Source organism: Caballeronia choica, from assembly GCF_001544535.1.
GTDB lineage: Bacteria > Pseudomonadota > Gammaproteobacteria > Burkholderiales > Burkholderiaceae > Caballeronia > Caballeronia choica.
In genome coordinates this window covers 1-716 of the sequence record NZ_FCON02000576.1, presented here as the reverse complement: position 1 = coordinate 716, position 716 = coordinate 1, and the positions used below count along the sequence as shown (strand labels likewise).

The following is a 716-nucleotide window of genomic DNA, read 5'->3' as shown; positions in this document are numbered from 1 at the left end:
GATGCCGTTGTCCAGCGCCTCGAAGGCGATGCCGCGCTTGCGCAATTGGCACTTGGCGTACTCGTTGCCGTTGATACACAGCTTGGCGTTGTACGGAAAGTAGGAACAGAACTTCAGGAAGAACGGGCCGAAGTCGTCGTCCACGCAGTAGAAGTAGTAGTGGTTCACCATCGCGCTGCCATCGACCACCCACGGATAGCTCATGCCGGTGCGTGCACAACGGCGCCGTTCGGTGCGCACCACGCGCGCCTTCTCCTGGGCGCGGCCGACGTACAGAATCCCTTCGTCGGCGTCGAACCGCTGCAGATACTGCTGGGTGATGTCATCCTTGCGCTGGTGCTTGCCGAAGCTCACCAGATCCACACCTTGCTCGGCGACAAACTTCTCGATGTTGGCCACGAAGGTCTCGGTCTTGGGCGCCACCGTGGCGGTCGAGGCGAAGCGCTGACCGAGATGCCCACGCAGGTACCACACCACGCCGCCTACTCGCTGCAACTGCGGCACATACACGTTCAGGTACATCCGGTCGATGGACTCGCTCTCGAGCACGACGTGAGCGCGCAGAACTTCGCACACACTCTGTGATAACGTCATGACTGGCTCCGGTCGTCCACGGGTCCTTGGACCCATTGAGCTTCGAGCTCGTACATCGCTGGGCACGTCCCAGCCGGCTCGGCCGGAGCCACCTTACACCGCCAGCGCTCCGCAGTCACCCA

1 pseudogene is annotated in these 716 nt (G+C 62.2%); it reads right to left on the bottom strand.

The annotated features are described in order from the left end of the window. Positions 1-594 (bottom strand): annotated as a pseudogene (locus AWB68_RS45795) (hypothetical protein); the annotation flags it as partial. Positions 595-716 lie beyond the last annotated feature (122 nt).